Raw genomic sequence first — 23,543 nt, 5'->3', positions numbered from 1 at the left:
GGTTAGCTAAAGCTTTGCGCGAGCGAGCCGATCAGCAATTGCCAGCCGTCGACCAGCACGAACAGCATCAGCTTGAACGGCAACGAGATCGTCGCGGGCGACACCATCATCATCCCCATCGACATCAGCACGCTCGCCACCACCATGTCGATGATGAGGAACGGAATGAAGATGGTGAAGCCGATCTGGAAGCCGGTTTTCAGCTCGCTCGTCACGAACGCCGGCACGAGCAGGGGCAACGGCACGTCTTCGGGACCCTGCATCGGCGGTGCATGCGAAATGCGGGCGAACAGCGCCAGATCCGATTCGCGCGTCTGCCGCAGCATGAAGGTCTTGAACGGCGCGAGGCCGCGGTTGACCGCCTGATCCATCGGCAACGTGCCGTCCGAGAAAGGCTTGTAGCCGTCGGTGTAGGCCTTGTTCAGCACCGGCGACATGATGAACAGCGTAAGAAACAGCGCGAGTCCGACCAGCACCTGGTTAGGCGGCGTGGTGGTGGTGCCGAGTGCCTGGCGCAGCAGCGACAGCACGATGATGATGCGCGTGAAGCTCGTCATCATCAGCACCATGGCCGGCAGGAACGACAGCATCGTGAGCAGCAGCATCGTCTGCACACTCAGCGAATAGGTCGTGCCGCCGTTCGGCCCCGGGCTGGTATTGAAGGCGGGCAGGCCGGCGGTCTGCGCGCAGGTGAGCGACGGCATGGCGATCAGCAGGATCGGCAGCACCGGTATCGCGAGCGCGAAGCAGCGCCGCAGCGTGGCGAACAGCGTCGAAAGGAAACTGCGCTGGCTGGGAGCGGATGCGCGGCTCGAGGCTGCGTGCTCGCGGCGCGCTGACTGATGACTGGACTGCATTTACTGATCCCCGCCGTTCGGCCGGTTGAAACGTTTGCCCACTTCGCCTTTCAAGGCGTCACGAAAGCGTTGTCCGAAGGTGCCCGGCAGTGCGCTACTAGCGCCTGGCTGCAACGGATCGCCTGAGGCTGCCGTGCTCAAACCCACACCTGCACCGGCAGCCGAGCCAGCCGGCATGGTGTGCAGCAGGCGCACATTGCCGGGCGCTGCGCCGAGTACGAGCCATGTATCGCCGATCTCGACGACCGCGACGCGCTCCTTGCCGCCCAGCGAAGCGCCGCCGATGGTCTTCACGAGACCGCCGCGGCTGCCAGATTGCAGGCCGAAGCGGCGTGCGAGCCAGGCACAGGCGAACACCAGACCGATGACGACCAGCAGGCCGAGAATGGTTTGCAGCACCGCGCCGACCCCGAGCGAAGGCACCGCGGCACCCGCGCCGACGCCGGAGGCGACCTGGGCGGGATGGTTGACCGCATTCATATCGGCGGCAGCGGCGCTCGCCGGAACGAGGGCAAGCGGCGTGCTCAGGAGAAAGGCGAGGGCAGTTGCGGCGTTTCCGAAGCCGCGAGCGGCTGCAAGTGCCGCGACGCCGTTGCCGGCGTGACTGGCTGACCGCCGGTGCGCACCGTTGCGCCCACTAAGGCGCGCACTGCGCCCGGCAAGGCGTTTCATCGATTCAGCTTCCGGATGCGTTCGGACGGCGTGATGATGTCGGTCAGGCGGATGCCGAACTTGTCGTTGACGACCACGACTTCACCCTGCGCGATCAGACAGCCGTTCACCAGCACGTCCATTGGCTCGCCGGCGAGGCCGTCGAGCTCCACCACAGAACCCTGCGCGAGTTGCAGCAGGTTGCGGATAGCGATCTTGGTGCGGCCGAGTTCGACAGTCATCTGGACCGGAATGTCCAGGATCATGTCGATGTCGTTGCGCGTCGTGTTCGGTTCAACTTTCGAGAGCGGCTGGAACACGCCGGCGGTCGTCGCGTTGACGGCGCTGTTGTCGTTCTGCTCAGCGAGCGCGCTGGCCCAGTCGTCGAGCGCATTGTCGTCGGAGACGGCTTCCATGCCCGCCAGTTGCGCCTCGCTTGCCGGCAATTCCTTCTCCGGCGATGCATTCAGCTCAGTCATATCCACCATCCTTAATCGTGTCCGCTGCGCTGATCATTTTCTGGACCCGCAACGCATATTGACCATTGAAAATACCGTAGCCGCATTCCATCACCGGCACTCCATCCACCTTCGCGGTAATGTGTTCGGGGATATTGATCGGCAGCACATCGCCTTTGCGCATGTTCAGGATCTGCTCGAACGTGATCGGGATCTGCGCGAGATCGGCACTCAGTTCGACTTCCGCGGCTTGCACCTGCTGCGACAGCACACGCACCCAGCGGCGGTCGACGTCGACAGCTTCACCCTGGATCGGCGACGACAGGACGTCGCGGATCGGCTCGATCATCGAGTACGGCATGCAGATGTGCAGCGTGCCGCCGGTGGTGCCGAACTCGATCGAGAACTGCGTGACGATGACGATTTCGTTCGGCGTCGCGACGTTGGCGAACTGCGTGTGCATTTCGGAGCGCACAAACTCGAACTGCAGTTGGCGAACGCTCTTCCATGAATTCGTGTAGTGCTCGAACACGAGGTTGAGCAGCTTGCTGATGATGCGCTGTTCGGTGGCCGTGAAATCGCGGCCTTCGACGCGGGTGTGGAAGCGCCCGTCACCGCCGAACAGGTTGTCGACCACGAAGAACACCAGATTCGGGTCGAACACGAAGAGCGAGGTGCCGCGCAACGGCTTCACGTGGACCAGGTTCAGGTTGGTCGGGATCGGCAGATTGCGCGTGAATTCGCTGTACTTCACCACCTTCACCGGGCCGACGGAAATTTCCGCGGTACGGCGCATGAAGTTGAAGATACCCACGCGCAACAGACGCGCGAAGCGGTCGTTGATGATTTCGAGGCCGGGCATCCGGCCGCGGACGATGCGTTCCTGCGTGGCGATGTTGTACGGCCGGACACCTGAGCGATCTGACTGCTCGGCTTCCGAGTCGGACTCGCCGGTTACGCCCTTGAGGAGTGCATCGACCTCCTCCTGGGACATGAACTCTTCGTGGCCCATTCCTATTCCTCGTGCGTCCCTTGGCGGTTGATGATGGCAGCAGCGTTACGCGGCGTCACTGCACGACGAATTCGGTGAACAGCACGTCATCGATCGAGATGGGCGCAGCGCCCTTATCGTTCGGCTGTTCGATCAGCGTCTTGAGTTCGGTTGCGAGCGCGCGCTTGCCTTCGAGGGGCGCGAGATCGTCCGGGTGTTTGTTCGACAGGGCGAGCAGGACGCGGCTGCGGACTTCCGGCATATGGTCGGTGAGCTGTTGCTGGACCTTGGGGTCATTCAGCTTGAGCGTGAGACCGATGCGCAGATAGTGTTGCTGGCCGTCATCTGATTGAAGGTTGACGGTCATGGGTTCGAGCGGGAAGAACACCGGCACGGCCTGGGCCGCGGGTGCCGCTGCGGCGGCTTGAGCTGGAGCGGGGGCGGCTTCCCGATGGGCCATGAAGAACCATGTGCCGCCGGCGGCCGCGCCTGCGGCGATAAGCGCGATCAGCACGATCAGGATGATGCGTTTCATTGGGCCAGGAGTGGCCGGCTGAACAGTGCCTTGCGGGTTTGCGGTCGTCGATGCCATGGGTGCTTGCTTGCCTCAGTGCTGGTATGGTGAATTGTTGTTCAGGTGCGCTTCGCGCGATGGGTCGAAAAGAAGGGGGTTTGGGGGGTATTCCTTCGGTTTGTGGTTTTGCGGTGTTTTTTTTGCCTGCGCGGCGCTTGTCCTTGTTCTTGCTGCTTTGGCCTTTCCTTGCATTCTTTTTGGTTTGCTTGCGTTGCCCCTGTGCGGGGCGGCACTTACTTTCTTTGCCGCCGCAAAGAAAGTAAGCAAAGAAAGCGGGCTTGCAACCGCTAGCCTGTAGGTGTCCACCACTGGCATCAAGCCGGAGTGGTCCGCGCACGCATTGCGCTCTCGCACCACACCCGTCAGCGACACAGCACTCATCCGCTCCAGCGTTGCGCTACGCGCCCGCCGTCGGGCATAACTTCCGTCTGCGGGGCACAGCGGTAGGCGCACTGCGCCGCCACGGCCGAAAAACCAACACCCGTGGTACGTGCCCCGCCTTCCCAGGCAGACCCATCCGCGACGCACGTCGTGCGGAGTGGGGTGGATGAATGCTTTGTCACTGACGGGGGTGGTGCGAGCGCACATTTCGTGCGCGGACCACTACGACTTCATGTCAGTGGTGGACACCTACAGGCTGGCGGTTGGAAGCCCGCTTTCTTTGCTTACTTTCTTTGCGGCGGCAAAGAAAGTAAGTGCCGCCCCGCACAGGGGCATCGCTAATAGACCGATAAGACAGCAAGGAAAGGCCAAAGCAGCAAGAACACAGACAAGCGCCGCGCAGGCAAACCCAAAACCTTATGCAAACGTATCCACAAGCCCCACAGTCCGCCGAACGGCAACATTAGCGACAGCAGTGGAATCTCCGTCATCATCCCCGCCGGAGGCAACCCCACTGGCAGAGCCATTCCTCGCCCCATTGGCGGACGACTGCCCCTGCTGCCCAGTCTGCCTGGCAAACCCATCAGTGACGGAGGCACTCCCCAACCCTATACCGTTCTGCTCCATCGCCTCCCGCAACTTCGGCAACGCCGCCTCAACGGCCTCCCGTACCTGCGGATGCTGCGAAACAAACAACGCATGTGCATGGTTATCGGCAACCTGCAACACCACCTGAAGTGGTCCCAGGTCCTTCGGGTTCAGTGTCAACTCAGCACTCTGTTGATGTGCGTTCGACAAAAACACCACCTTCTGTCCCAAAGCTTCTTCCCAATCCGACGTGCCCACCTCCGGTCCCAACGTGCTCGCGGCCGCCGCGGTCGTTGCCGGGTTCGTGCCCTGGGTTGCCGTCGTTGCCGTCGATGCGCTCGCCGCAGCCTGGCTCGCGGCCAGCGCCGCGTTCGCTGCGTCCGCCGTGCCCTTCAAACTCGACAGGCTGTCCTGTGTGTTCGCCATGCCCGTCAATGCCAGCGCATCGGCTGCATCCCTGGCCGCTGTGTCCGTCGGGCTCGTCGTCGTGACCGCAGTCGGATCGGTCTTGTCGCCCTGCTTGAGCTTCGCATCGCCCAGAAGCGTGTTGCTTGCCGAGTTCTTGTCGCTCTTCGAGGCGCTCACCGACAGGTCGGTGTCGTCGTTCGATCCCGCTGCGCCCGTCGTCGCATTGCCGGCGTTCGTGGCCTGGGCCGGCACTGCACCCTGCGTGCCGTTGAGTGCTGCCAGCGCCGCCTGCAGCGCGTCGTTGGCCGTCTTTCCGTCTGCCGAGGCCAGGCGCTTGCCGTGGTGCGTGCCGTCCGCCTTGTCGCTGTCTTTCGCGCCCTGCGCGGTCGTGCCGTCCGTCAACGTCGTGCCGGCGTCGTCGGTTGTCTGTGTGTTCGTGCCGCCGGCGCTCGCGTTGGCGCTGGCCTGAAGCTGTGCCTGCAACTGCGCCAGTACCGACGACGCTGTCGTCGTGCTCGCGGCATCGTTCGATCCGTCGCCGTCCTGCTGTGCCGTCGTGCCCTTCGCGTTGCCGTTGCCGCTCGCCTGCTGCGTGTTGCTCGAGGAGCTCGCCGAGTTCGTGCCGCTGCTGTTGGCACCGTTCGCACCGTTGGCATTGCTGGTACTGGAACTGCCGCTTGTACCGCTGGCGCCGCTTGTGCTGCTCGAACCGTCGGCGCTAGCGGTGCTGCTGGCGCTGCTCGAACTATTGCTGGTGTTGCTTGCGTCGCTCGTGCTGTCGCTGCTGTCATCCGCGCTGTCCGGTGCCTGAGCGTCCGGCTGCGAGGCGCTCTGCGTGCTCGCGGAATACGACGGGTCCGACGGCGTCGGCGGTGAATAGGGTGTCGGGGGTGTCGGCGTCGGCTGGTTCTGCGCGTCGCTTGCGTTCTGCGCGGCTTCGGTCTGCGCCTCCATGCTCTGTTGCAGGGTCTGCGAGAACAGTTGCGCGCTCGCAGAGTCCGACGGCGAACTGCCCGGCGTGCTGTTCGACGAGCCGAATAGCGAACTGATATATGAAAGTGGCGACATGGTTGATCCTGTCTATCCGGTAAATCCGGTCAAGTTCCGGCTGCTCCCGGTCGAGCTGTCGTGCTCGCTTGCGGGTTATGCACCCTCGGCGCGCATCCTGAGAATGCGCGCGGCGTGTTCGTCTGCATCGCGTTGTTCGCGGCGCGCCGTTTGCTGCGCTTCCGCTGCTTCGCCGCGTGCCTGCAGTACTTCGTAAGAGCCTAGCTTCTGTTTGTGACGCTGCCACTCCGGCTTCGCCGCTTCGACGCGCGCGTTCGCTGCGTTCAACAGCTTGCGCTGCTGTTCGATGGCGGCGTCGAGCGTATCGATGAAAGCCTGGAAGTTGCGCATGTTGCCGGCCGGCATCCCGCTTTGGGCGGTCGTCGTGAAGCGGGAGTGGTATTCGTCGCGGTAGCGCACCAAGGCGTCGAGCTGCGCCTGCACTTCACTTGCCTCACGTTGGGCTCGGCCAAGGCGCTGCGCGGCGGCGTCCACATCGTCCTGGGCGAGGCCAATAAGCGTCTTGATCGGAAAGTGTTTCGCCATCGTCAGCCTCCTTGGGCAAACAGCGCATCGAGTCTCTTCAGACTCGCGTCAAATTCCGCACATTCGCGGAAACCTTGTTGCAAAAACGCTTCAATGCGCGGATACAGCGCGATCGCGCGATCGAGTAACTGGTCGCGCCCCGTCGAATAGGCGCCCACATTGATCAGGTCGCGGTTACGCTGGTAACGCGACAGCATCTGTTTGAAGAGCCGCGTCTTCTCGAGGTGCGGCTCGTCGATCAGCGCAGTCATCGCGCGGCTGATCGAGGCTTCGATGTCGATTGCCGGATAGTGCCCGGCTTCGGCCAGCGAACGCGACAGCACGATGTGGCCGTCCAGAATCGCGCGCGCCGAGTCGGCGATTGGGTCCTGCTGGTCGTCGCCTTCGGTCAGCACCGTGTAGAACGCCGTAATCGATCCGCCGCCTGCCGGGCCATTGCCGGTGCGCTCGACGAGCGCCGGCAGCTTGGCGAACACGGACGGCGGATAGCCCTTGGTGGCCGGCGGTTCGCCGACCGCCAGGGCGATCTCGCGCTGGGCCATTGCGTAGCGGGTCAGCGAGTCCATCAGCAGCAGCACGTGCTTGCCCTGATCGCGGAAGTATTCGGCGAGCGAGGTCGAGTAGGCCGCGGCCTGCATCCGCAGAAGCGGCGAGACGTCCGCTGGCGCGGCCACCACCACCGAGCGCGCGAGGCCATCCTCACCGAGAATCTGTTCGATGAATTCCTTCACTTCGCGGCCGCGTTCGCCGATCAGGCCGATCACGATTACCTCGGCGCTGGTGTAGCGCGCCATCGTGCCGAGCAGCACCGATTTACCGACACCGGACCCGGCGAACAGGCCCATGCGCTGGCCGCGGCCCACCGTCAGCAGCGCGTTGATCGCGCGCACGCCGACGTCGAGCACCTTGTGAATCGGCTCGCGGTTAAGCGGATTGATGGTCGGGGCGGAGAGCGGGGCATCCATTTTCGTGCCGAGCGGACCGAGCCCGTCGAGCGGCCGGCCGGAGGCATCGAGTACGCGGCCGAGCAGTTCCCAGCCCACCGGCAGACGCTTCGCGCCCGCCATCGGATCGGCGATCGGTGCGCTTTCCAGCGGATAGACGCGTGCGCCCGGCAGGAGGCCGATCACTTCGGTGGTCGGCATCAGGAACAGCTTGTCGCCGGCGAAGCCCACGACTTCGGCTTCCGCCATCGGCCGCGAGCTGCCCAGCGGCAGTTCGATCATCACTTCGGCGCCGACCGACAGGCGCAGCCCGACCGCTTCGAGCACGAGGCCCGCGGCCCGTGTCAGGCGTCCGCAGGCGCGCATTGGCCGCGCAATCGCGTTACGGGCGCGCAGTCCATCGAGATGGTCACGCCAGGCGTTAATGTGGGGGTTGTTGGCGAGCGCCGGGTTCGGAGCCGGGCGAGCGGCGGCTTTCGCTGAAGACGGCGCGGCATCGCGGCTCGCGGCGGCGAACGCGCTGGCCGAGTGACCATGACGAGGATCGTGCGGGGCGGCCGTCCGCGGCGCGGGCTGCGCACTCGGCAACTCCATCGGCTCGGGCGGCAGCGCGTGCATGCCGAACGAGGCCAGCGCCAGCTCCTGTTCGAGCGGCGTCAGATCGCTGGCGCGGATTTCCTCGATGGTCGGCTTTACCATGTGCTTGCCTTGCCGAGGGCGGCAGCAACCCGCTCCCAGCGTGTGTCGATACCGGCATCCACTTCGCCGGTGCTGGCGTGGGCGCGGCAACCGCCGCGTTCCACGGCCGGATCGGTTCGCACGGACCAGCCGCGCGCCTGTAATTCTTCCATCAGATACGCTTCGACTACCGGCAGGTCCGCCGGGCTCACTACCAGGTGCGGCGCGCCGGTCAAGGCCGGCTCCGCTGCGATGACTTCGCGGGCTACGGCAATCAGTGCGGCCGGATCATGCTGCACATGCTGGCGTACCACCTGCTGCGCGATGTCCAGCGCGAGCGCCACCAGGTTCTCCGAAATTTCGTGTTGCGCGCCGTCCAGTGCGACCTTGAAGCTTTCCGCCAGGGCGGCAAGGCGCGCGGCTTCTTCGCGCGCTTCGGTTTGCCCCTGCGTGAAGCCTTGCGCGTGACCCTGATCGTAGCCCGCCTGGTAGCCGAGCGCCTGCCCGGCCACGTGACCGGAGGCGAGGCCCTGGGCATGCGCGGCGTCGCGCAGGCGCTGCAGTTCCGCTTCGAAGGCGCCGCTGTCGTCGGCCGGCTCCTCGGGCGGTGCCGGCGGCACCGGGTCGAACGAGGCCATCTCCCAGCGCTGGTAGGCCGAGAGGCTGCCTTTGCGCGCGGGATCCTGATCAGACATATGCATCTTCCGCCTTGCCGCCTATCGCGATCTGACCACTTTCTGCCAGGTTGCGCACGATCTGCAAAATGCGGCGTTGCTGCGTCTCCACTTCGGAGACGCGAACCGGACCGCGGGCGTCGAGGTCTTCGGCGAGCAGTTCGGCCGCACGCTGCGACATGTTCGAGAGGAACTTCTGGCGCAGCGCAGGTGGCGCGCCCTTCAACGAAATAATCAGTGCTTCCGACTCGACTTCCTTCAGCAGCAACTGGATCGCGCGGTCTTCCAGGTCGAGCAGGTTCTCGAACACGAACATCTGATCGACGATCTTCTGCGCGAGTTCCGCGTCGTACTGGCGGACGTTTTCTAGCACCCCTTCTTCGTGGTTGCTCGACATGAAGTTGAGAATTTCCGCGGCGGTGCGAATGCCGCCCATCGGGCTGCGCTTGAGGTTGTCGCTGCCGGACAGCAGGCCCGTCAGCACATCGTCCAGTTCGCGCAGCGCGGCCGGCTGGATGCCGTCGAGCGTGGCGATCCGCAGCAGCACGTCGTTACGCAGACGTTCGCTGAAGCAGGCGACGATTTCGGAAGCCTGATCGCGGTCGAGGTGGACGAGGATGGTCGCGATGATCTGCGGGTGCTCGTTCTTGATCAGCTCGGCCACGGCCGACGAATCCATCCACTTGAGGCCTTCGATACCGCTCGTATCGCTGCCCTGCAGGATCCGGTCGATGATCGCGCCGGCCTTGTCGTCGCCGAGCGCCTTGGTCAGCACCGAGCGGATGTAGTCGCTCGAATCGAGCGACAGTGCGGTGTGCTGCTCCGCCTCGCGGACGAACTCGTGCAGCACTTCGTCGACCTGTTCGCGCGTCACGTTCTTCAGCGCCGCCATGGCGACACCGATCTTCTGGACCTCGCGCGGCCCCAGAAACTTGAATACCTGCGCCGCTTCTTCCTCACCGATCGACATCAGGAGGAGCGCGCTTTTCACTACGCCTTCAGCGCTCATCGGACACCCAGCTCTTAACGACGGTTGCAACGATCTTCGGATCCTGGCGCGCAATGTTGCGGGCGTATTCCAGGTTCCGCTCGAATTTGTGTTTATCGCTCTCGAGCGACATCAGGTCGGATTCGCCGTCGTCGTCGCTCGCCTTGCTGCCGCTGCGCTCGCTAGCCGGCAGGCCGTCGAGCAGCATCGGCTCGTCCGGCGAGGGCAGCGAGGCGGCGGTAACCGGCGTGGGCGGCGGGAAGGCGCGGCGCAGGGCCGGCTTGACCATTACGAAGTAGAGGAACAGGGCGACAGCGCCGATGCCCAGGTACGTCGCGAGCTGCTTGGCCAGCGCGATCATGTCCGGCGTGCGCCACCACGGCAGATTGGCGTTCGGGTCGACCTCGGTCTCGAAGGCGCTGTTGACCACGTTCACCGAGTCGCCGCGCTGGGCGTCGAAGCCCATCGCATCCTTCACCAGCTGGTTGACCTGGGCGAGCTTGTCGGCGGTGAGCGGCTGCATGGTCGAGTGGCCCTTCGCATCCACCACCGGCAGGTAGTTGACCACCACCGCCACCGACAGCCGCTTGATGTTGCCCATCGCCTGCTGGACGTGGCGCACGGTCTTGTCGAGTTCGTAGTTGGTGGTCGCATCCTTGCGGTCGCTGACCGGCGTCGTGGTCACACCGCTCGCGCCATTCGGCGCGTTGATCGGCGCGGAGGCCGGCTGCGGCGGCTGGTTCGACAAGGCGCCCGGCACACCGGAGGCGCCGCCTTGCGACATTTCCGTGTCGGTACTGGTCTGCTGGCTGCGAATCGCGGCCTGCTGCGGATTGGCGTTCGGACCGTAGTTTTCCGAGGTCTGCTCGACCTGCGAGAAATTGACGTCGGCGCTCACCTGCGAGTGCGCATTGCCGGCGCCGAACAACGGAGCCAGGATCGCGTCGATGCGCTGCTGCGTGTTGTGTTCGATCTGCTGCACATATTTGAGCTGGGTGGCGTCCAGACCTGCGCCGGAAGGCGGCTGGGTCAGCAGGTTGCCGTCCTGGTCGACGATCGTCACGCCGCGCGGCGGCATTTCGGGCACCGCCGAGGCCACCATATGGGTGATCGCGTTGACCTGGCCTTCGTCGAGCATGCGGCCCGGATACAGATTCACCAGCACCGCGGCCGAGGGTGCTTCCTTGTCGCGTACGAACACGGAGGGCTTCGGAATGGCCAGATGGACACGGGCCGTTTTCACGCTCGAAACCGATTCGATGGTGCGTTCGAGTTCACCTTCCAGCGCGCGCTGATAGTTGACCTGCTCGGCGAACTGGCTGATGCCGAACTTCTCGTTGTCCATCAGTTCGAAACCGACCGAGCCGCTCTTCGGCAGGCCCTGGGAGGCGAGACGCAGACGCATTTCATGCACCTGGTCGGACGGCACGAGAATCGCGCCACCGCCATCGGAGAACTTGTAGGGGATGTTGGCGGCCTGCAGCGCAGTGATGATCGAGCCACCGTCCTGATCCGACAGGTTGCTATACAGCACCTTATAGTCAGGAGCGCGCGACCAGAGCCACAGACCGACCACGACGGCAACCAGCACGGCGACCGCGAAGATCAGCGGTGCACGCGGATTGCCGCGCATCTGCGTCAGGCCGGACAGGCGCTGGCTAAAGTTACCGCCGAGGCCCCCACCGCCCAGGTCCGCAGCGCCGCCGGGCTGGCTGGCGCCGGGTGCGGCGCCGCCTGGCGGTTGCGCGCCGGCGAGGCCCATACGGGCGTCGGGGTTAATCAACGAGTTGGCTGACGAATCCATGCGTCGGGTATCTCCGGGGATGCCTGGGTCCTGCCGCCGCTGCCACGCCGGGGTCGGCAGGGGCACGGACAGAGACTTTCACGATTGGAATTATGCGCAGGCGCGGCGAACCCGATTGCTCGAATAGAGCAGGGTTTCCCCCCCAGTTTCGAGGCTTTCGAACCAAGCCCGCTGATATTCTCTCGCTCAGATCGGTAGGATTTGCTATGCCGTTCGACCTTCCTCAGGAGAGAACATGACAATGTCCGTGAACGCACTCTCGTCGGCGCTGCAGCAAATGCAGGCCATGGCCGCACAGGCCGCCGGCGGCACCGAGGCGGTGGCGAATCAACCCGCTGCGGCAAGCTCGGGCGGTTTTGCGTCGGCGCTCAAGGCGTCGATCGACAAGATCAGCGACGATCAGAAAACCGCGGCCGGCGAGGCGAAGGCGTTCGAAGTCGGCGCACCCAATGTATCGCTGAACGATGTGATGATCGACGGGCAGAAGGCCAATCTGGGCCTGCAATTCGGCCTGCAGGTGCGCAACAAGCTGGTGTCCGCCTACAACGACATCATGCAGATGTCGGTGTGACAGCGTAGCGGCTGGTCTGGCAAACGCTGCACCGCCACCCGGTCCGCGAGCGGAAGTTCGTGGCCGTGGCTGGCGGCGCCGCGCGGCTACGTCTGTGCCTGCCCAAGCTTGCAGCCATTCGCCTTAAACCTCCTTACCGCGTCCTAAAGCTTTTCGGTTGCCGATCCGATAACCAGGTACAGGCATCAATCCGCAAGTGGCGAAGTGCCCCGTGCAGCCGTCTGATACTTTCCGTTTCCGTAGCAAAGGAGGAGCGCCGATGTTTTCCCCAGGACACGCTGGAGCCAACGCATACGCACGTGTCGGCGTCGAGACAGGAGTGATGGGTTCAAGCCCGCACCGTCTGATCGTACTGCTGTACCAGGGGGCCCGGCGGGCAATCTCTCAGGCGCGTATGCATCTGCAGCAAGGAAACATCGCGGAGCGGGGAGTGGCGATTAGCAAGGCGATTCGGATTATCGAAGGCGGATTGCAGCAGTCGCTTAACGTCGAAGCGGGTGGTGAGATCGCGCAACGCCTGCACGCGCTGTACAGCTATATGGCACGGCGGTTGTTCGAAGCTAACTTGAAGAAGAGCGAGGCGATGCTGGTCGAAGTCGACGGCTTGCTGGCCACGCTCGAAGAAGCCTGGATGGGGATTGCCCCGGAGATCGCGCGGATGGCGACACAGCCAACCGCGGAAAGCATGAGATGACTTCGAACACAGAATATTTTGCCCGCTACGAGGCCATCGCAGCGATCTCCGCACGCATGCTAACCGCAGCGCGCCGCGCCCTTTGGACCGATCTGATGCCGTTGCAGGAAGAATACCGGCATATGGTCGACGCGTTGAAGGACGCGGAAACCGGGGTGAAGCTCGACGAAGTGGAACGCGCACGTAAATACGACCTGATCCGCCAGATTCTCGCGGACGACGCCGCTATCCGGGATCTCGCGAATCCCCGCATGGCGACGCTGTCGGCGCTGTTTGCCGGCCGTCCGGCCCGCGTGCTCAAGGAGCTGTACGGCGCACGCTGAACTTTTTTGACTGCGATAGATTGATTGCGAAATTGACTGCGTTAGCCGCGCGCAGCCAGTAGGTACTCCAAAGGAACCGGCATGAACGGAATCGACACGGCCATCGCTTCGCTGCTCGCGAGCCGGGTCGACAGTCTGCTCAATATCGCACCCGGCGCGCCAAATGCAGCGCAAACGGGTGCGTCTGCGCTGAGCACGGATACGCCGGTGACGCCGGGTACGCCCGAGGTGCCGGCGCCGCCGCCTGCCTCTGCGCAGACTGTCCTGTCCGCGGTGGCTTTGACTCTCAACGCGATTGTCCTGTCCGGCGGTGAAGCCACCCCGGCGATTCTCGGCCAGTCGCCGATCTGGCCCGCGGCGCCTGCGCTCGATCCCGAGATAACCGAACTGCCGCTCTTCGAAATACTCGACGCGCAGACGGCGGATGCGGTTGTTGCTACTGTATTTGCCGATGCCGGCGTGGCCGACCCGGCCAGTGCGGCAAACGCAGCGAATGTGGCAAGCACCGCCACGACCTCCAACACCACCAGCACCGCCAATCCGGCAAGCGCTTCCGCGACGACGGCCGCCACTAGCGTTGCCCCAGGGGACCTCCCGGTGGCAGCGCTCGCGGCGGCGCTCGAACAGACCGTCGCCGGTAGCGGCCTCTTTTACGAGGCGCACCTCGCGCAATGGCTGGCGGGCCAGCTCTCGCCCGCCGACCTCGCCAGCGAACCGCAAAACCGTCTTCTCGATAGCGCCGCGCAATTACCGCTCGACTGGGCGTCCGATCTCGACGCAAGCGCGCCGCCGGGCTCGAGCGCGGCGCAGCAGACCCGCTCCGGTTCGACGCAGACAACCCAGGGCGGCAATGACGGCCCCGAGGCGAGTGCTGCCACGCGCGCGGCGTCGATCCAGTCGCCACAGGCCGCGCGTTTCGCCGCCGGGGAAGTGCTGGCGAATTCGCTTTCCGACCTGGCCGGTCAACCGGTGCACGCTGCGCTGCATGCCGCCGCGTCCCAGCTGGGCGAGACGCCGACGCAAACCGCGCAATCGATGGCGGGCGCCGTCAACGTGGCGACCATCCCGCTGGTGCGCCAGCAACTCGATATGCTCGCCACGGGCCAGTTCCGCTGGAGCGGCGAAGCGTGGCCGGGCGCGAAAATCGACTGGACCATCCAGCAGGACGGCGACGAGTGGGAGCGCGGCGGCGGCGGTGCAGGCGCGGAAGAGGACTATCCGTGGCGCACGCGTCTGACGTTGTCGTTGCCGCTGCTCGGCACGGTGGATGCCGAACTGACGCTCACCGGCAACCGGCTGGCGGCGCGGGTCGCGGCGAGCCCCCTGGGCGCGGCTCGGCTCGCCGAGCAAAGCGACAACTTCCGCGAGCGGCTTGCTGCCGCCGGAATCGAACTGAGTGCGCTGGCGATTCGCGAGATCGGCGGCGGGGTGCCGGGTGCGGCCTCGGGCGCGGCAGCCGCTGCGGCCGCCCAGGCGGCGGCTTCCGCGTACGCGCGTGCTGCGCCGGCCGTCGATCCTGAGGTGGTCGCGGCGGGTACGCCACGCCGCGGCGGGCCCAGGGCCGCCGAGCGGCCCCAGCGCCCCGAGCGGTCGGAGTGGCCTCAGCGCGGTGCGCGACAGACTCGTCCCGAACGCGCGCAATGGCCGACCACGACGTCCGACACCGATTTCGACTGGGACATGTGATGAGCCGCAGGAATCGCAAAAGCGCTGCTGCGCTCGTCTATGACGCCCAAGGCGGCGACCACGCGCCACGCATGATCGCGAAGGGCTACGGCCTCGTCGCGGAAATGATCGTGCAGCGCGCCAAGGAGGCGGGCCTGTATGTGCACGAGGCGCCCGAGATGGTGGCGCTGCTGATGCAGGTCGATCTCGATTCGCGCATTCCGCCGCAGTTGTATCAGGCAGTGGCGGAGTTGCTGGCGTGGCTGCACCGGCTGGAAAGCGGCGTGGCGGACGAGCCGGAGCAGCCGTCCACGACGCTTGAGCCGGTCGCAGTCAAGGGCCGCTAAAGCCGCAGCATCAGCTTGAGCAGCGCATTGACGCGCTTGCCGTACGGCGGCGAGATCAGCCCGCGTGTATTCCAGCGGGCCTGGGTGAGCACCGGCTTCATCTTCGAGAAGGTCACAAAGCCTTCGTAGCCGTGATACGCGCCCATCCCGCTCGCACCCACTCCGCCGAACGGAAGGCTTTCGCAAGCCAGCTGCATCAGCGTTTCGTTGACCGCCATGCCGCCCGCGATGGTTTCCTGCTCGACGCGGCGGATCGTCGTTGCATCCTCGTCGTAAAGATACAGCGCCAAGGGCCGCGGCCGGGCGTTGACCCAGGCGATGGCGTCGTCGAGCGTGTCGTACGGGACGATCGGCAGCAGCGGCCCGAAAATCTCCTCCTGCATCAGCGCGGTTTCATCCGGCGCGTTCGTCACGGCGATCAGCGGGAAGCGGCGTGTGAGTGGATCCGCGGCGCCGTCGGCAAGCGCATGGAGTTGCGCACCGCTGGCTTTCGCTTCGTCGAGAAGACGCTGCAAACGCTCGAAATGACGCGCCGAAATGATGGACGTGTAGTCGCGATTGCGCGAGAAATCCGGATACATCGCGCTCATGCGCGCCCGCGCCCGCTCGATGAAAGCCTGCTCCTTGCCGCGCGGCACCAGCACATAGTCCGGCGCGATACAGGTTTGTCCGGCATTCATCGTCTTGCCGGCGACGAGGTTATCGACCGCATTGTCGAAGCGGGCATGCGGGCCGACGATGGCGGGTGATTTACCGCCCAGTTCGAGCGTGACCGGCGTCAGATGCTCGGCGGCCGCGCGCATCACTTCATGGCCTACTTTGGTCGAACCGGTGAACAGCAGATGATCGAACGGCTGCGCGCTGAAGGCGGCAGCGAGCGTAGCGTCGCCATTGACCACGGTGACGTGGTCATGCGCGAAGGTCTGCGCGATCAGTTGTTCGAACAAAGCCGAGGTGCGCGGCGTGAGTTCGGACATCTTGATGATGGCGCGGTTGCCGGCTGTAAGAGCGCTCACGAGCGGGCCGCCTGCCAGCAGGATCGGATAGTTCCACGGCACGATAATGCCGACCACGCCGAGCGGTTGCGCAATCACCTTGGCGCGCGCGGGCAACAGCCACTTGTTGGTGCTACGCCGTTGCGATCTCATCCAGCGTTTGCCGTGTCTGAGCGCGCCGTCGATTTCCTCTTTCAGGAGCAGAAATTCCGCGAGCAGGATCTCCTCTTTGGCTCGGTTGCCGAAGTCCGCGTTCATGGCTTCGGCGAGCGCGTCGCGGTTGTCGAGCAGCATCGCCCGCAATGCCTTCAGATGCGCCGCGCGCGTTTCCCATGAGGGATAGGGCGCGCGCAGATACGCCTGGCGCTGTTCGCGCAACAGCGCTTCTAGCGCGGCAATCTCCGGCAGATCGTTCTTCATGTCCACTCCCTTTTATGGTTATTCGTTATCGTTGTGTGCAGATCACGCGGCAAACGCCCGTTCGATAATCGCCGCGTGATCGAACGTGGCGGGCAGCGTGCCGTACACGCGACCGCTTTCGCCGCAGCCGTCGGCGAGGCGTGTCGCGATGAACGCGTCGGCCACGGCCGCCGGTGCGTGCTGCACGAGCAGCGTGGCCTGCGCGATCAGCACGATCTGCTGGGCGATGCGCCGCGCCGACGCTTCGCGCGTTTCTGGCGCGTTCTTGAGCGTCGCTGCCAGACGTCCGAGCGCAGCGGTGAGCGCCGGGTGTCCCTGCGCAGTTGCGTGCCACGCGGCGAAGAGCGCTTGTGCTGCGTCGGCCTCGCGTTCCATGGCGCGCAACACGTCGAGACACATCACGTTGCCGGAGCCTTCCCAGATCGAATTGACCGGCGCCTCACGGTAGAAGCGCGCCATCGGCCCTTCTTCGACATAACCGTTGCCGCCCCAGACTTCCATGGCTTCGCCGGTGAATTCCAGCGTGCGCTTGCAGACCCAGTACTTTGCGGCCGGCGTAACGATGCGCCGCCACGCGCGCTCTTCCGGCGCGCTCGCGGCGTCTTCGAACGCGCGCGCCAAGTGCATGAACAGCACCGTCGCGGCTTCGGATTCCAGTGCGAGATCGGCGAGCACGTTTTGCATCAGCGGCTGCTCGGCCAGATGCCGGCCGAAGGCGCTGCGATGCCGGGCATGGTGGATGGCCTGCACCAGCGCCGCGCGCATCAATGCGGCGCTGCCGATCACGCAATCGAGTCGCGTGTAGTTGGCCATTTCGATGATGGTCGGTACGCCCCGTCCTTCTTCGCCGATCAGAATGCCGTACGCGTCGAGGAATTCGACTTCGCTGCTGGCGTTCGAGCGGTTACCGAGCTTGTCTTTCAGGCGCTGGATCTGCACGGCGTTCTTGCTGCCGTCGGGCGCGAAACGCGGCACGAAGAAACACGACAGGCCTTCGTGATCGTCGGTGCGGGCGAGTACCAGGTGGGCGTCGCATTGCGGTGCGGAAAAAAACCACTTGTGGCCGACCAGCCGGTATTCGCCGCCGCGCCCGCTGCCTGTGCCGCCGCCTGTTGCGTAAGCACGAGTCTGGTTGCTGCGCACGTCCGAGCCGCCTTGTTTCTCGGTCATGCCCATGCCGATCATCGCCGAGGTTTTCTGGCTGAGCGGCAGGTCGCGCGGATCGTGTTCGCGCGCATAGAGTTTGTCGCGCAGCGTCGCGAACAGCGCGGGTTCGCGCTGCAGCACCGGAATGCTGGCGAACGTCATGGTCATCGGACACAGCGAGCCGGACTCGATCTGCGCATGCAGGAAATAACCGGCGCAGCGCGCCGCCATGGCGCCGCGCTGTGGATCGGAAAACGGCAGAGCGTGCAATCCTTCACGCCGCAGCAATGACAGCAGCGTGTGCCACGCAGGATGAAATTCCAGCGCGTCGATACGCTCGCCACGCGGGCTGTAGGTGTGCAGCTCGGGCGTGTGGCGGTTCGCCAGCTCGGCAAGCGCGAGCGTGTCCGGGGTGGTCAGTGCTGCGCCGTGCCGCTGCAGCGCATCGTGATGCCACGACGCGCCGTCGCGTTCCAGTGCGGCGGCGAGGGCGGTATCGCTGGTAAAAAGGTTGTAATCCGCCAGTGGCGGAACCTGATTCGTGACGTCGTGCGTTGTTCCGGGGCCATGCCGTTCCATCTGCTGTCTCCGTTTGACGGATGCGCGCCGGGGTTCGATCAGGAGGCGCTGTTTTATCAGTGTATGCGGGCCGCGTGCCGGTGGGGCAGTGCGCGTTGTGCGGTGTTTGAATACCGCGTGGATACCTGCAGCGCAGGCCTTCAAGGGCCGCCGGCGCTGCCTGATCGCCGTGGCGCTGTCCTCGGCGCTGCACCTTTCATCATAGGGTCGCGGTGCGGGTTTCGTTTAGAGGGATCGCTCTGGCGCGAACCCGCCGCACCGTGGCAACGCTCCCTACAATGCGCAGGAAACACACGTAGACAAGTGTGCACGAGACAGCTTTGCTCGGGTTCGCGCAGCACGCGGCCCACATCAGGAGGAGCGCATGCAATACGACTACATCATCGTAGGGGCGGGTTCGGGCGGCTGTTCGCTGGCGGCACGGCTCGCGGACGCCTGTCCCGACGCCACGATCGCGCTGATCGAAGCAGGTCCGCATACGGAGCGCAATCTGTTCGTCAACATGCCGGTCGGCGTCGCTGCGGTTGTCCCCAACAAGCTCAAGACCAACTATGGCTACGAGACCACGCCGCAACCGGCCCTCGCCGGACGCCGTGGCTATCAACCTCGCGGGCGCGGCTTCGGCGGTTCGAGCGCAATCAACGCCATGATCTACACGCGCGGCCACCCGCTCGATTACGACGAATGGGCGCGGCTCGGCTGCGACGGCTGGGCGTGGGACGATGTGCTGCCGTACTTCCGGCGAGCGGAGGGCAACGAACGTGGCGCCGATGCGTGGCATGGCGCGGATGGCCCGCTCACCGTCAGCGATCTGCGCTATCGCAATCCGTTCGCGCAACGCTTCGTGCAGGCGGCGCTGGAAGCAGGGCATCGGCTCAATACCGACTTCAACGGCGCCGATCAGGAAGGCGTCGGTTTCTATCAGGTCACGCAGCGCGACGGCAGACGCTGCAGTGTCGCGCGGGCGTATATCTACGGTCGCAACCGGAGCAATCTGCACACGCTGGCTGATGCCACCGTGCTGCGCGTGACCTTCGACGGCAAGCGCGCAAGCGGTGTCGAAATCGTACGCGGCGGACGTACCGAGACGCTCGAAGCGCGTGGCGAGGTGGTGCTCGCAGCGGGCGCGTTCAATTCACCGCAGCTGTTGATGTGCTCGGGGATCGGTCCGGCCGCGCAACTGCAATCGTTCGGTGTGCCAGTGATTCACGACGCGCCGCAAGTAGGCCGCAACCTGATCGACCATGTCGACTTTACGATCAACAAGCGCGTGGCGTCGATCGAGCCAACCGGCTTTTCGCTGCGCGGGATTGCGCGGATGCTGCCGCAGTTCGTCACCTTCATGCGGCACGGTACAGGCATGCTGTCGAGCAACGTCGCCGAGGCGGGCGGTTTCCTGAAGAGCCGGCCCACGCTCGAGCGTCCCGATCTGCAATTGCATTTCTGCGCCGCGCTCGTCGACGATCACAACCGGCATATGCACTGGGGGCACGGCTATTCGCTGCACGTGTGCGTGCTGCGTCCGCATAGTCGCGGCACGGTGACGCTCGCGAGCGCCGACGCGCGTGAGGCGCCGGTGATCGATCCGCGTTTCCTGAGCGACCCGCGCGACCTGGAGTTATTGCTGGAAGGCGCATATATGGCGAGGCGGATTCTCGATGCGCCTTCGCTTGCGGTGCACGGTGGCAAGGAGTTGTACACGCATGTGGGGCAGACGCGCGCCGAGTTGCTTGAAACCATCGCGGCGCACGCCGATACGATTTATCACCCGGTCGCTACCTGCCGGATGGGCAGCGATGCCGGCTCGGTGGTCGACCCGCAGTTGCGCGTGCGTGGCGTGACGGGATTGCGGATTGTGGACGCCTCGGTGATGCCGACGCTGATCGGCGGCAACACGAATGCGCCGACCGTGATGATCGGCGAGCGGGCCGCGGATCTCATCGCGACCGCGCGCCGCACCGCACAGTCGACTCAGGTTGGAGTCTCCGCCGGGGCGGTGGTTTGAATCGCCGCCGTCACGCGCTCACTGAATATCTGGCGGCCCGGATGACGGGGCGAGTCTCTTAAAATCAGACTGCTAGTTAGGAATATTGATGGATTTCTACAAAGATATGTAATTAATCTTCTCGCCTCGTTTTTGAGATTTTCAGGCCTCTATACTCTCGCCGCGAAAGAGCGTGTCAGGTGGCGCGTTCGCCCTCTCAAGGAAGCGAGTCGATGAGTATCAACGTAATTCAACTGATTCAGTCCGCGCTGTCTGACAGCGTGGTGCGGCAACTGTCGGAGCGCTTCGGGCTGCCACCGGCCGTCACCGACAAAGTCATCGGCGCCGCTGCTCCTGCACTCGTCGCAGCATTGATGCATAAGGGCGCCACGCTCGAAGGCGCACGCTCGTTGTTCACCACGATCATGGCGCCGGAGGTCAATGCGCACATCGGCGAACAACTGCCGCAATTGCTCGCGAGCACGGCTGGCTTGAGTCTGCTCGAAGGTGCCGGCCGTCAATTGCTGGCTCGCGTGACCGATCGCCGGCTCGACGGCGTGAGCGATACGGTCGCCGCACAAACCGGCGTGCCGGCGCAGTCTGCGCATGCTTTGACGGGTATCGTCGGCGCCACGCTGCTTGGCGTCCTGAAGCGTCATTTCCTCGAAGCGCAAGGCAGCGTCGGGCAGTTGCCGACGCTGCTCGGTCATCAGTTGCCCGCTATCGCCCCGTTTCTGAATGACGGACTGTTGTCGGCGCTCGGGCTCGGAGGTGTGGCAACGTTCATGGGCAGCGTCCTGCCGCAACTGAAGGCGGTGTCGGCGCATATCGAGCATCCGGTTGCACCTGCTGCGCCGGTCAATCCTTCGGTGCACACCACGCAGGCCCCGCAGGCTGCGCCGCGCGTACCGGTCGACGCTGTTTTGCGCGAGGAGCGTCGCTCTCACAGTTGGCTGTGGTGGCTGCTCGCCGCGCTCGCCGCGGTGCTGGCGTTCCTGTTCCTGCGCGGCTGCCAGCATGAGCAGACGGCGGACGTCACGGGCTCGACCTCGCAGGCAGCTTCCGTGGTTGCCGCTGCCTCGGCTCCGGCTGTCGAACTTGCAAGCGATGTCGCGGCGTCGACGGTGGCGGCTTCGGATGTCGTTGCTTCTGCGCCTGCTGCTTCTGCGCCTGCCGCATCAGCGGAGCTCGCCGCGAGCGCAAGCGCGGCGTCGCAGCCTGCCGCTGCTCCGGCACCTACCAAAGATAGTCAGCTGACCTTCACGGTCGATCCGGCCGGCAAGCCGACGTTGACGGCGACGGTCGGCAGCGAAGCCGAAAAGGCGGCGTTGATCGATGCGTTGACAAAGAAGTTCGGCGCCGACCACGTTGCCGCCAATATCACTGTCGATCCGGACACGAAGCCGGCCGACTGGCTCTCACATCTCGACGCGTTGCTGCCGTTGATGGCACTGCCCGGCGCGGAAGTGAAGCTGGACGGCGCGCGTATCGAACTGAGCGGCACAGCAGCCAACGCGAAGCTCGGCTGGCTCGAGCGCCTGAAGTCTCTGTTTGGTGCGTCGTATCAGATTGGCGCATTCAACGCGGAGCAGGCCGTGGCCGACGCAACGCAATCGTTCCGTAGTGCGATCAAAGATCTGCTCGCGCCGGATAGCTCGTGCGTCGTCGCTGATGTGGTCAAGGTGCTGAACCTGCAGGTGATCAACTTTACAAGCGCGAGCGCGCGTGTGCCGGCGTCGGCGGTCGACGATCTGCGTCAGTCGGCCCAGGTACTGATGGCCTGCTCGCACAACGGCAAGGCCGCGAAGCTCGAAGTGGCAGGCTATTCGGACAACGTCGGCGGCGATCAGCAGAATCTGCTGCTGTCGAAGAAACGCGCCGAATCGGTTCGTGCATTCCTCGTCAGGACCGGTGTGCCGGCTGACTCGCTGACGGCGCAAGGCTACGGCGATGCGCGTCCGGTGGCGAGCAACGACACCGAGAGCGGCCGCTTTGCGAATCGACGGATTGAGTTCGTCGAGGCGCAGCAGTAAGTACGGTATTGACCCGGCATTCGCCTTGGCATCAACCCGGGCGATTACCCTTTGAATCATGCTGGGAGCCACCTCGGGACCCACCTTGGAGGTCGCCCCGGGGGACAGACACCCAGCAATCACCCAGGCCGTAACCTAGGCGCCGGCTGGCCCGCTGTCGGTCGGTGCAAGCCCGGTGATGCCGATGTCGGGCCAATGCATCAGATCGTCGCCGGGCTGGGAGGGCAGGATTTCGCGCGCCACTTCGAGCCATGCGCGCGCGGCGTGCGAGAGGTAGCCGTTGCGCCGCCAGCCGACCGCCATTTCCCACGGAATCTCGGGGTCGACCACTGGCCGGCAGGTGAATTGCGTCGCGTCGAGGCGTCGACAGTAGGGCGCGGGCAACAGCGCAATGCCGACGCCTGCCAGCACGAGCGCCGCCATGAAATCCCAGTGACCGCTGCGCCCGACGATAGTCGGCGCAAAGCCTGCTGCGCGGCACGCGTTCAGCACGACGTCGTTGAGCGCGAGGCTTTCGCCGTAGAAGACGAACGGCTCGCTCGCCAGGTCCGCGAGCGGCACTTGTTGCAGGCCGTCCCAGCGCGAGCCGCGGCGCGCGACGAGCCACAGCAACTGGCGCGTCATTGGAAGCACGTCGATGTGTTCGGGGTCGACCGGCTGCAGCACGCCCCCCAGTTCGAGCTCGCCATTGATCAGTGCCGCTTCGATGGCCCGCGAACCTTGTTCGAACAGTTTCAGCTCGATCTTCGGATATTGCTGCCGGAAGGCGGCGATTGCGGGCGTAAAGAGCGACCCGCCCATTGGCGGAATTCCGATGGTCAGTTCACCACGGCCTAGCGTGTCCAGGTCGTTGAGTTCGGCCTGCAACTGCGCGTGCGCGGCGAGCACATCCTGGCCGCGCTGATAGACGATGCGACCGGCGTCAGTGAGCACCATCTGACGGCCGTCGCGCAGCAATAGCGGCGAGCCGATTTCGTCTTCCAGCGACTTCACCATCTTGCTGATAGTTGGCTGGGTGACGAACATCTGCTCGGCGGCCACGGTAAAGCTTTGCTGGCGCACGACTTCGACGAAATAGCGCAGGGCACGAAGTTCCACGATTCCAGGCTCCAGAATTCCAATGTGGAATGAGTATGGCGAGTGCAAGTCATTATATTTATGTTGCGGTGCAATCAGTGCGGGCTTTCGTGTGAAGTC

The 23,543-nt window shown here is 64.7% G+C and carries 22 protein-coding genes; 7 read left to right on the top strand and 15 right to left on the bottom strand.

The genetic code is table 11. From position 1 onward, the window contains the following. Positions 1-2 precede the first annotated feature (2 nt). The 12 genes from fliP to fliF form a co-directional block, all read right to left on the bottom strand. On the bottom strand, positions 3-857 hold the full coding sequence (gene fliP / locus P3T17_RS35610; RefSeq protein WP_429411631.1) for a flagellar type III secretion system pore protein FliP: 855 nt from the start codon (positions 855-857) through the stop codon (positions 3-5). Next, positions 858-1,529, bottom strand: coding sequence for a flagellar biosynthetic protein FliO (fliO, locus tag P3T17_RS35605; protein WP_429411629.1), 672 nt, complete (start codon positions 1,527-1,529; stop codon positions 858-860). After that, positions 1,526-1,987: a flagellar motor switch protein FliN gene (gene fliN / locus P3T17_RS35600; protein ID WP_074262844.1), complete on the bottom strand. Its 462-nt coding sequence runs from the start codon at positions 1,985-1,987 to the stop codon at positions 1,526-1,528. The genes fliO and fliN overlap by 4 nt, the downstream gene beginning before the upstream one ends. Continuing rightward, a complete protein-coding gene (gene fliM, locus P3T17_RS35595; protein ID WP_074262843.1) occupies positions 1,980-2,978 on the bottom strand; it encodes a flagellar motor switch protein FliM in 999 nt (332 codons plus the stop codon). Before fliM ends, fliN begins: the two co-directional genes overlap by 8 nt. 55 nt (positions 2,979-3,033) lie before the next feature. After that, positions 3,034-3,549 (bottom strand): flagellar basal body-associated protein FliL, encoded by a 516-nt coding sequence (gene fliL / locus P3T17_RS35590; protein ID WP_429411627.1) that lies wholly within the window; start codon positions 3,547-3,549, stop codon positions 3,034-3,036. A gap of 15 nt (positions 3,550-3,564) precedes the next feature. Further along, positions 3,565-3,912 carry a hypothetical protein gene (locus tag P3T17_RS35585; protein WP_429411626.1) on the bottom strand — a complete coding sequence of 116 codons (348 nt, stop codon included), beginning with the start codon at positions 3,910-3,912 and terminating at the stop codon, positions 3,565-3,567. A gap of 417 nt (positions 3,913-4,329) precedes the next feature. After that, a complete protein-coding gene (locus P3T17_RS35580; protein WP_429411624.1) occupies positions 4,330-5,976 on the bottom strand; it encodes a flagellar hook-length control protein FliK in 1,647 nt (548 codons plus the stop codon). A 75-nt stretch (positions 5,977-6,051) separates the two neighbouring features. Next, a complete protein-coding gene (gene fliJ, locus P3T17_RS35575; protein ID WP_074262840.1) occupies positions 6,052-6,501 on the bottom strand; it encodes a flagellar export protein FliJ in 450 nt (149 codons plus the stop codon). 2 nt (positions 6,502-6,503) lie between these two features. Then, positions 6,504-8,144, bottom strand: coding sequence for a flagellar protein export ATPase FliI (gene fliI / locus P3T17_RS35570; RefSeq protein WP_429411622.1), 1,641 nt, complete (start codon positions 8,142-8,144; stop codon positions 6,504-6,506). Next, a complete protein-coding gene (gene fliH, locus P3T17_RS35565; RefSeq protein ID WP_429411620.1) occupies positions 8,138-8,824 on the bottom strand; it encodes a flagellar assembly protein FliH in 687 nt (228 codons plus the stop codon). The genes fliI and fliH overlap by 7 nt, the downstream gene beginning before the upstream one ends. Next, on the bottom strand, positions 8,811-9,806 hold the full coding sequence (gene fliG, locus P3T17_RS35560) for a flagellar motor switch protein FliG (RefSeq protein ID WP_074262837.1): 996 nt from the start codon (positions 9,804-9,806) through the stop codon (positions 8,811-8,813). Before fliG ends, fliH begins: the two co-directional genes overlap by 14 nt. After that, positions 9,796-11,589: a flagellar basal-body MS-ring/collar protein FliF gene (fliF, locus tag P3T17_RS35555; RefSeq protein ID WP_074262836.1), complete on the bottom strand. Its 1,794-nt coding sequence runs from the start codon at positions 11,587-11,589 to the stop codon at positions 9,796-9,798. Before fliF ends, fliG begins: the two co-directional genes overlap by 11 nt. A gap of 235 nt (positions 11,590-11,824) precedes the next feature. Between fliF and fliE the strand changes: the two genes are divergently transcribed. The 5 genes from fliE to P3T17_RS35530 all read left to right on the top strand — a co-directional run bounded on the left by fliE (position 11,825) and on the right by P3T17_RS35530 (position 15,189). After that, positions 11,825-12,160: a flagellar hook-basal body complex protein FliE gene (gene fliE / locus P3T17_RS35550; RefSeq protein WP_074262835.1), complete on the top strand. Its 336-nt coding sequence runs from the start codon at positions 11,825-11,827 to the stop codon at positions 12,158-12,160. Positions 12,161-12,419: 259 nt separating this feature from the next. Beyond that, the gene (fliS, locus tag P3T17_RS35545) at positions 12,420-12,854 is read left to right on the top strand and encodes a flagellar export chaperone FliS (protein ID WP_074262834.1); all 435 of its coding nucleotides are present in this window, start codon (positions 12,420-12,422) and stop codon (positions 12,852-12,854) included. Then, entirely contained in the window at positions 12,851-13,177 is a 327-nt protein-coding gene (locus tag P3T17_RS35540; RefSeq protein ID WP_074262833.1) for a flagellar protein FliT, read from the top strand. Before fliS ends, P3T17_RS35540 begins: the two co-directional genes overlap by 4 nt. An 81-nt stretch (positions 13,178-13,258) precedes the next feature. Then, a complete protein-coding gene (locus P3T17_RS35535) occupies positions 13,259-14,863 on the top strand; it encodes a flagellar hook-length control protein FliK (RefSeq protein ID WP_429411617.1) in 1,605 nt (534 codons plus the stop codon). After that, entirely contained in the window at positions 14,863-15,189 is a 327-nt protein-coding gene (locus tag P3T17_RS35530) for an EscU/YscU/HrcU family type III secretion system export apparatus switch protein (RefSeq protein ID WP_074262831.1), read from the top strand. Before P3T17_RS35535 ends, P3T17_RS35530 begins: the two co-directional genes overlap by 1 nt. Here the strand turns inward: P3T17_RS35530 and P3T17_RS35525 are convergent. Both P3T17_RS35525 and P3T17_RS35520 read right to left on the bottom strand, forming a co-directional pair. Then, positions 15,186-16,604, bottom strand: coding sequence for a coniferyl aldehyde dehydrogenase (locus P3T17_RS35525; protein ID WP_429411615.1), 1,419 nt, complete (start codon positions 16,602-16,604; stop codon positions 15,186-15,188). The genes P3T17_RS35530 and P3T17_RS35525 overlap by 4 nt on opposite strands. Before the next feature lie 42 nt (positions 16,605-16,646). Beyond that, positions 16,647-18,329: an isovaleryl-CoA dehydrogenase gene (locus tag P3T17_RS35520; RefSeq protein WP_429411613.1), complete on the bottom strand. Its 1,683-nt coding sequence runs from the start codon at positions 18,327-18,329 to the stop codon at positions 16,647-16,649. Positions 18,330-18,693: 364 nt separating this feature from the next. Here P3T17_RS35520 and P3T17_RS35515 point away from each other — a divergent pair, with 364 nt between their 5' ends. Both P3T17_RS35515 and P3T17_RS35510 read left to right on the top strand, forming a co-directional pair. After that, complete coding sequence (locus P3T17_RS35515; protein WP_429411611.1) at positions 18,694-20,334, top strand: GMC family oxidoreductase; 1,641 nt, start codon at positions 18,694-18,696, stop codon at positions 20,332-20,334. Between the two features lie 212 nt (positions 20,335-20,546). Further along, positions 20,547-22,346 (top strand): OmpA family protein, encoded by a 1,800-nt coding sequence (locus P3T17_RS35510; RefSeq protein ID WP_429411608.1) that lies wholly within the window; start codon positions 20,547-20,549, stop codon positions 22,344-22,346. Positions 22,347-22,481: 135 nt separating this feature from the next. Here P3T17_RS35510 and P3T17_RS35505 read toward each other — a convergent pair whose 3' ends face one another. Next, a complete protein-coding gene (locus P3T17_RS35505) occupies positions 22,482-23,444 on the bottom strand; it encodes a LysR substrate-binding domain-containing protein (protein ID WP_429411606.1) in 963 nt (320 codons plus the stop codon). Positions 23,445-23,543 lie beyond the last annotated feature (99 nt).

It is taken from the genome of Paraburkholderia sp. GAS82 (genome assembly GCF_050436285.1).
Lineage (GTDB): Bacteria > Pseudomonadota > Gammaproteobacteria > Burkholderiales > Burkholderiaceae > Paraburkholderia > Paraburkholderia phenazinium_B.
This window is presented reverse-complemented; position numbering and strand designations above follow the sequence as displayed.

Bases quoted from the DNA above. Each gene is read 5' to 3' on its own strand.
- P3T17_RS35585 (WP_429411626.1), bottom strand. From the start codon at position 3,912: ATGAGTGCTGTGTCGCTGACGGGTGTGGTGCGAGAGCGCAATGCGTGC.
- fliO (WP_429411629.1), bottom strand. From the start codon at position 1,529: ATGAAACGCCTTGCCGGGCGCAGTGCGCGCCTTAGTGGGCGCAACGGT.
- fliH (WP_429411620.1), bottom strand. From the start codon at position 8,824: ATGCATATGTCTGATCAGGATCCCGCGCGCAAAGGCAGCCTCTCGGCC.
- P3T17_RS35540 (WP_074262833.1), top strand. From the start codon at position 12,851: ATGACTTCGAACACAGAATATTTTGCCCGCTACGAGGCCATCGCAGCG.
- fliJ (WP_074262840.1), bottom strand. From the start codon at position 6,501: ATGGCGAAACACTTTCCGATCAAGACGCTTATTGGCCTCGCCCAGGAC.
- P3T17_RS35510 (WP_429411608.1), top strand. From the start codon at position 20,547: ATGAGTATCAACGTAATTCAACTGATTCAGTCCGCGCTGTCTGACAGC.
- fliL (WP_429411627.1), bottom strand. From the start codon at position 3,549: ATGGCATCGACGACCGCAAACCCGCAAGGCACTGTTCAGCCGGCCACT.
- P3T17_RS35535 (WP_429411617.1), top strand. From the start codon at position 13,259: ATGAACGGAATCGACACGGCCATCGCTTCGCTGCTCGCGAGCCGGGTC.
- P3T17_RS35525 (WP_429411615.1), bottom strand. From the start codon at position 16,604: ATGAAGAACGATCTGCCGGAGATTGCCGCGCTAGAAGCGCTGTTGCGC.
- fliI (WP_429411622.1), bottom strand. From the start codon at position 8,144: ATGGTAAAGCCGACCATCGAGGAAATCCGCGCCAGCGATCTGACGCCG.
- fliN (WP_074262844.1), bottom strand. From the start codon at position 1,987: ATGACTGAGCTGAATGCATCGCCGGAGAAGGAATTGCCGGCAAGCGAG.
- P3T17_RS35580 (WP_429411624.1), bottom strand. From the start codon at position 5,976: ATGTCGCCACTTTCATATATCAGTTCGCTATTCGGCTCGTCGAACAGC.
- P3T17_RS35530 (WP_074262831.1), top strand. From the start codon at position 14,863: ATGAGCCGCAGGAATCGCAAAAGCGCTGCTGCGCTCGTCTATGACGCC.
- fliF (WP_074262836.1), bottom strand. From the start codon at position 11,589: ATGGATTCGTCAGCCAACTCGTTGATTAACCCCGACGCCCGTATGGGC.
- fliP (WP_429411631.1), bottom strand. From the start codon at position 857: ATGCAGTCCAGTCATCAGTCAGCGCGCCGCGAGCACGCAGCCTCGAGC.
- P3T17_RS35515 (WP_429411611.1), top strand. From the start codon at position 18,694: ATGCAATACGACTACATCATCGTAGGGGCGGGTTCGGGCGGCTGTTCG.
- fliM (WP_074262843.1), bottom strand. From the start codon at position 2,978: ATGGGCCACGAAGAGTTCATGTCCCAGGAGGAGGTCGATGCACTCCTC.
- P3T17_RS35520 (WP_429411613.1), bottom strand. From the start codon at position 18,329: ATGGAACGGCATGGCCCCGGAACAACGCACGACGTCACGAATCAGGTT.
- fliG (WP_074262837.1), bottom strand. From the start codon at position 9,806: ATGAGCGCTGAAGGCGTAGTGAAAAGCGCGCTCCTCCTGATGTCGATC.
- fliE (WP_074262835.1), top strand. From the start codon at position 11,825: ATGACAATGTCCGTGAACGCACTCTCGTCGGCGCTGCAGCAAATGCAG.
- fliS (WP_074262834.1), top strand. From the start codon at position 12,420: ATGTTTTCCCCAGGACACGCTGGAGCCAACGCATACGCACGTGTCGGC.